General features: G+C 63.1%; 8 protein-coding genes. All 8 read left to right on the plus strand.

Annotation, left to right across the window (positions count from 1 at the left end):
- The coding region (locus tag PHQ87_RS14015) for a hypothetical protein (RefSeq protein ID WP_300235579.1) at positions 1-340 on the plus strand (340 nt) is incomplete at its 5' end.
- Positions 337-1,944, plus strand: a complete 1,608-nt coding sequence (locus PHQ87_RS14020; RefSeq protein WP_300235582.1) for a type IV secretion system DNA-binding domain-containing protein — start codon at positions 337-339, stop codon at positions 1,942-1,944. The genes PHQ87_RS14015 and PHQ87_RS14020, both read left to right, overlap by 4 nt.
- Before the next feature lie 411 nt (positions 1,945-2,355).
- Complete coding sequence (locus tag PHQ87_RS14025; protein ID WP_300235585.1) at positions 2,356-2,784, plus strand: hypothetical protein; 429 nt, start codon at positions 2,356-2,358, stop codon at positions 2,782-2,784.
- Positions 2,781-2,936, plus strand: a complete 156-nt coding sequence (locus PHQ87_RS14030; protein ID WP_300235588.1) for a hypothetical protein — start codon at positions 2,781-2,783, stop codon at positions 2,934-2,936. Before PHQ87_RS14025 ends, PHQ87_RS14030 begins: the two co-directional genes overlap by 4 nt.
- Positions 2,933-3,187, plus strand: coding sequence for an EexN family lipoprotein (locus PHQ87_RS14035; RefSeq protein WP_300235591.1), 255 nt, complete (start codon positions 2,933-2,935; stop codon positions 3,185-3,187). The genes PHQ87_RS14030 and PHQ87_RS14035 overlap by 4 nt, the downstream gene beginning before the upstream one ends.
- A 9-nt stretch (positions 3,188-3,196) precedes the next feature.
- Complete coding sequence (locus tag PHQ87_RS14040) at positions 3,197-4,291, plus strand: type IV secretion system protein (RefSeq protein ID WP_300235593.1); 1,095 nt, start codon at positions 3,197-3,199, stop codon at positions 4,289-4,291.
- A gap of 6 nt (positions 4,292-4,297) precedes the next feature.
- The gene (locus PHQ87_RS14045) at positions 4,298-4,600 is read left to right on the plus strand and encodes a hypothetical protein (RefSeq protein ID WP_300235596.1); all 303 of its coding nucleotides are present in this window, start codon (positions 4,298-4,300) and stop codon (positions 4,598-4,600) included.
- Complete coding sequence (locus tag PHQ87_RS14050; RefSeq protein WP_300235599.1) at positions 4,597-4,776, plus strand: hypothetical protein; 180 nt, start codon at positions 4,597-4,599, stop codon at positions 4,774-4,776. Before PHQ87_RS14045 ends, PHQ87_RS14050 begins: the two co-directional genes overlap by 4 nt.
- The last annotated feature ends 614 nt before the right edge of the window (positions 4,777-5,390 follow it).

Raw genomic sequence — 5,390 nt, forward strand, 5'->3', positions numbered from 1 at the left:
CACGGCGCAAGAGAAAGTCGCCCTGCGCGATTCCCTGAAAGCGGCGCTGCGCGAGGAAGCCGGCGCGGCCCTGGCCGATGTGGCGCGCGATCTGTCCAGCTCGGCGCGGCTCCATGAGGAAGCCGCCAAGGCAGAACGTCGGCAACGGTGGCAATGGCTCGCCGTCGCCTTGGCGGTCGGCCTGCTTGGCGGGGCGCTCGGCTTCTACGGCTCGCATCTGCTCTACGGCCAGCAGCAGGCCGAACAAGCGGCCTTCGGTCGCGCCGTCATGGCAACCTGGGGCGATCTGGACGCCAAGGCCAAAGAACGCATCCAAGAGGCCAGAAGGAACACGCCATGAAGCCCGCCCTTGTCCTGACGCTCGTTATCCTGGCCGCCTCGGCCTTCTTCCTGGCCCGCAACGTGCGCGACACGCTCAAGGGCAAGAACCGGGGTGCGGTTGCCTGGGTGGTGTGGTGCTGGCTCGGCCTGTGGGCTGCGGCCCTGGTCTATGGCATCGCCTCGGCCGTGCCGCGCTGGCTCGCCTCGGGCGAATCCTCGGCGCTCCTGGCGCTCGGCGTGGCCGTCGTCTCGGTGTTCTGCCAAACGCGCCTATGGGGTCACTACGTCGCCCGCTCGAACTATGCGCCGCACGGTCAGGAAACCGTCGTGCGCGGCACGGAAGTTGTCGGCGGCGGCGATCTGCAAGCCCGCATGTACGGCGACAAGGCCAAGCCGGCCGACGTGGATATTGAAATCGGCGGCGTCGTCCTCCCTCGGATGCTGGAAGCCCAGCACATGCTTTTCAGCGGCACCACGGGCGCGGGCAAGACGCAGGCCATCAATCGGGTGCTGCGGGCCGTTCGCCAGCGCAGGCAGCGGGCTTTGATCGCTGACCCTGCCGGCGGCTTCTTCTCCCGCTTCGGCCGCCCTGGTGACGTGCTTTTCAACCCGTTTGATCGGCGCTCGGTCGATTGGTCGCCCTTCGCGGAAATCCGCCATGACTACGATTGCCAGCGCATCGCCAAGGCGGCCGTGCCGGACGGCACCGGCGAGGGGGCAGAGTGGCACCACTACGCGCAAACGCTCCTGGGTGAAACGCTGCTCGCCCTGCATCAGCGCGGGGAACATTCGGTAAAGCGGCTGCTGCACTACGTCAGCGCCGCCGACACGAAGGAACTAGGCGAGCTGCTGGCCGGCACGCCTGCGGCCATCCTGACGGCCAAGGGCAACGACAAGATGCTGAACAATACGCGCGGCATCATCGCTACCTATCTCGGCGTGTGGCGCTACCTGCCCGACGCCGGCACGTTCTCCGTGCGTGAGTGGGTGCAGGACGAAACCCGCGACGGGTGGCTGTTTGTCACCTACCGCGACGATCAAATGGGCCTGCTGCGCGGGCTGGTCGCCTCGATCTTGGAACTTGGCATTGTCGAAGGCTTGAGCCTGTCGGAGAACCAAGAGCGCGGGCTGTGGTTCGTGTTCGATGAGGTCGATTCCCTGGGCAAAGTGTCGAGCCTACGCGGCGGCCTGACGAAGCTCCGCAAGTACGGCGGCCGGTGCGTCCTGGGCCTGCAAACGGTGTCGCAGCTCCGCGAAACCTACGGCCGCGACGAAGCGCAAACGCTCCTGGCGAACCTCTCCACCAAGCTGATACTGCGGGCCGGCGACAACGAAACGGCCGAGTATTTCAGCAAGGAACTTGGCGAACAGGACATTGACCGGCTGCAAATGACGACGGGCCAGGGCACCAGCTCGGGCGGCGTGCTCAACCCTGGGCACTCGTCGGAATCCAGCAATACCAGCTACAACATGCAGCGCGTCCGGCAAGCGGCCATCCTATCGTCGGAAATCCTGAACCTGCCCGATCTGCACGGCTTCCTGAAAATCCCCGGCCAGCCGGTCGGCGCGGTGCAGGTCGAGTATCAGGCCATGCCCGAAGTGCAGCCGGGTTTTCAGGGGTGACGGCAGACATGCACGCCGCCCCCTCTTGGCCCTGCGGGCCAGGGTGGGGAAAGGTGCCTGCGGCACATTGAAAAGGATATGCAATTCATAGTAAAATAATCGCATGAATCAGATTGGTGACACGGCGGCGAACCTGGTGCGGGCACCGTGTCACCATTGGCTAATCCGCGCCAAAGTACGAAAATTGGGATGCCATTCCGCTAGGTTTTGGCATATCTGAATCAACGGTTTTGGGTGTCGCCCATCTACTAGACCGGCTCCGCGCTGCGCCCGGTCTGCCTTGAAACAGACGGCCTATCCGCCGCTGTGAAGCCCTGCGGGGCGCGCTCCTGGGTGGGGAGCAAGACCGCTGCCGATGGTGGCGGAACGGCCGAAAGGCCCGACGCCCTCCTTTCAACAGGAGTGGCGATCATGACTTACCTTCACTTTTTTCTCATGGCTGTTGCGGCGGTCTGCCTGCATATGCTCTGGCGATCTTGGGCCGGCCTCGACCGGCTCGGACTGGCGCAAGAGCTGGCACGCAAAGCGCCTGGGCTGCGCAACAAACAGAACATCGCGGCCGCTTTTCTAACGGCTCCCTTCATCATGGCGGCGGCTGATTGGTTCGACCTGATGATGGTCGGCCAGGATGCCCCGATCACTTCGGGGGTTGCCGTTCTCGGCTCGGTGGCTTCCCTCGGTGTGGCCCTTTTCCTGCTCCGCGACTCGGCCGAAATCCTCGGGGGTTCCTGGGTCACAACGCGGGAAAGCGCCCTACGTGCGCTCGCAGCGCATCAACATGCACCCGATCATTTCACCGGCTGCACCATCGACGCCGAAGCGCAGGAGGTGCGGAAATGATTCTGCTTGATTACATCCGCGCCCTTGCGACGGGCAATTACATCGACATGGCCCATTTGATCGTTTTACTTCTCGGTGCGTGGAGCATCGTAGAAGGCGCTCTGAATGTGGCCGCTGACACTATCGAGCATGTGCAAGGGGGGGCGAAATGAAAAAGCTCTCTATCGCCCTGGTCGTCGCGGCCGTCCTGGCCGGCTGCGGCGAGAACACGCCCGTTCAAACGGCCGATTGGTACAAGGCCCACGACAAAGAGCGCCTGGAAATGCTCGCCAAGTGCAAGGCCAGCCCTGGCGAGCTGGCCGCCTCTCCAAACTGCGTCAATGCGCGGGCAGCACAAAACCAGATCGACCTTGGCAGCAAAAACTACGGCGTCGATGTGAAGCCGCCGACCTTCAAGAAATAAGGGGCAATCATGGCTGACATAACGCTATTCCAGTACCTCGGTGAAACCATCACCAATGCCACGACGGCCTTTGTCGAACCGTCCGCATCCAGCCTCATGTATGGCCTGCAAATGCTCGCCGTTACCGGGGTGACGCTCTACATGGTCTTAATGGGCTACGCGATTAGCACCGGCTCGGTAGAAGCGCCCTTCGCATCGTTCATGAAACAGTGCGTGAAAATCATCATCGTGGCGGCTTTCGCCCTCTCGGCCGATGGCTACAACAATCACGTTGTAGCCGCGCTCAACGGCCTGGAAACCGGGCTTTCCGATCTGCTCAACGCGAACTCGGCTTCGCCTTCCGCCTCGATCTATCAGACCTTGGACACGATGCTGAACAAGGGCTTTGAGCTATCCGCGCTGTGCTTGCAGCGCGCCAGTGATGCGGGGTGGGATTTCGGCGCGACGCTGAGTTGGTGGGGGGCTGCGCTGCTCATCTGCCTGGGCACGCTGGTTTTCGCCCTGATTGGTGGTGTGAACATCATCATTGCCAAGTTCTCGCTTGCGATCATGTTTGCCCTGGGGCCGCTGTTCATCTTGTGCCTGATGTTCCCGATCACAGCCAAGTTCTTTGATGGCTGGTTCGGCCAAGTCCTGAACTACATCTTTTCGGTCGTCATCCTGGCACTAATCATGTCCTTCGGCGTTGTGGCCTTCGATCACTTCGTGAGCGGGGTCAATCTGAACGTGGATGCCAGCGGCGGGCAAAACCCGTTCATGGTCGCGGCGCAAGTGCTCGGCCTGACGGTGGCCCTGGGCTGGATTGCCATGCAGGCTAAGGGCATGGCCTCGGGGCTGGCCGGCGGCGTTGCGCTGCAAGCCATGTCCCTGCGTCAGATCGTGGCCCCGGCCGCGTCGGTCATGCGCCCGATTGCACGCCCATTGAACCCGCTCGCGCAATCGACACGGCTTGACCCACGGACAGGCCATCAGACCAGTGGAGCACGCGCAGAGCACTTCCTGATGGGGCGCACGCCTTGGAATCCGGCTTACCGGAATGCGGTCAAAGAGCGCATCGCGGAAGGCTGGAAAAAGCCGGAAGGCGGCGAAATGAAAAAGGGGTGATGCGCTATGTTCCGACAAGCTGAACATGAAGCCCTGATGCGCCTCATGACGCACGCAACGGGCTTTGTCCCTGACAGCCGGCGCATTGCTCATTGGCTGCAAGAGTGGGAACGGTCGGGTAACTCTCGGGCCATCAAGGCGCAAGTGCCGGGCCTTGCTTCCGATCACGCCAGGGACGTGCAGACGGTCGCCCAGGCGGCAAAGCGGACAGGGGCGAAGCCCTCCACGCTCGGCCGCCTGGAATACCGCTACAACATGGAGAACATCGCGCGGGCCTATCCTCTGCCGGTGATGGAGTACGAACGATGAAGGACAAGCCGCACGACGAAGCAATGGCCGAGGCGTACCGCAAGCGGCCGGGCGAAGCGTTCGCCATGTTTTGGGCACTGCTGACAAAGAACGGCCAGCCTGGGGAATGGCGCATCTTCTGGCGGCAGCTCCGCAAGGCGCTGGCTTCTCGTGCGGGGGAAAGTCGCCTGTCGTAGCGGCAGGCGTGGATTGAAACGCCATATTCCGGGCGCTGCTGTTCGATGGCGGCGGTAGTCCCTCGATCTGCACCACGGCCCCGCCTCGGCGGGGCTTTCTTTGGTGACAACGGATCTTCCTCGATCGCGCGGGCCTGTCACCATTGCCGGGCATTGGTGACGCCGGCAGTTCGGCCAGGTCGTCGCCGTGTCACCATCGGGAACGGTAGGAATAGTAATAGTCTTACTACTATTATTCTTATCCACCGCCCTACTCCGCGCTTCGCTTGGGCAACCCCTTCGGTTGCATCCCGCGTCCGATCTTGCCGGACTGGCTGCGGGGGCAGGCCCGGCGGCTTCGCCTTGTTCCTCCCCCTGGCCGATAGGCTGCATGGCTTCCAGTGGCATCAAGGGTGAAGGCTTCGCCCGGCATCCTCGCTCGGTCGCCTACGGCGCTGCGGCCTGCGGTGCCGCCCTTGACACCACTTCCAGCCAAACGGCCCCAGGTGCCCCGGTTTTCAAGTGGAAAGGGGGTCAAGGGTGAAACCGGAAGCCGCACGCGGAGCGCAGCCCGCAGGGCGAGCACCGAACGGGTGAGGATTTCAGGGCCGCAGGCCCGGCCCTTGATGCCCTTG

It is taken from the genome of Hydrogenophaga sp. (genome assembly GCF_028698005.1).
Classification (GTDB): domain Bacteria; phylum Pseudomonadota; class Gammaproteobacteria; order Burkholderiales; family Burkholderiaceae_C; genus Hydrogenophaga.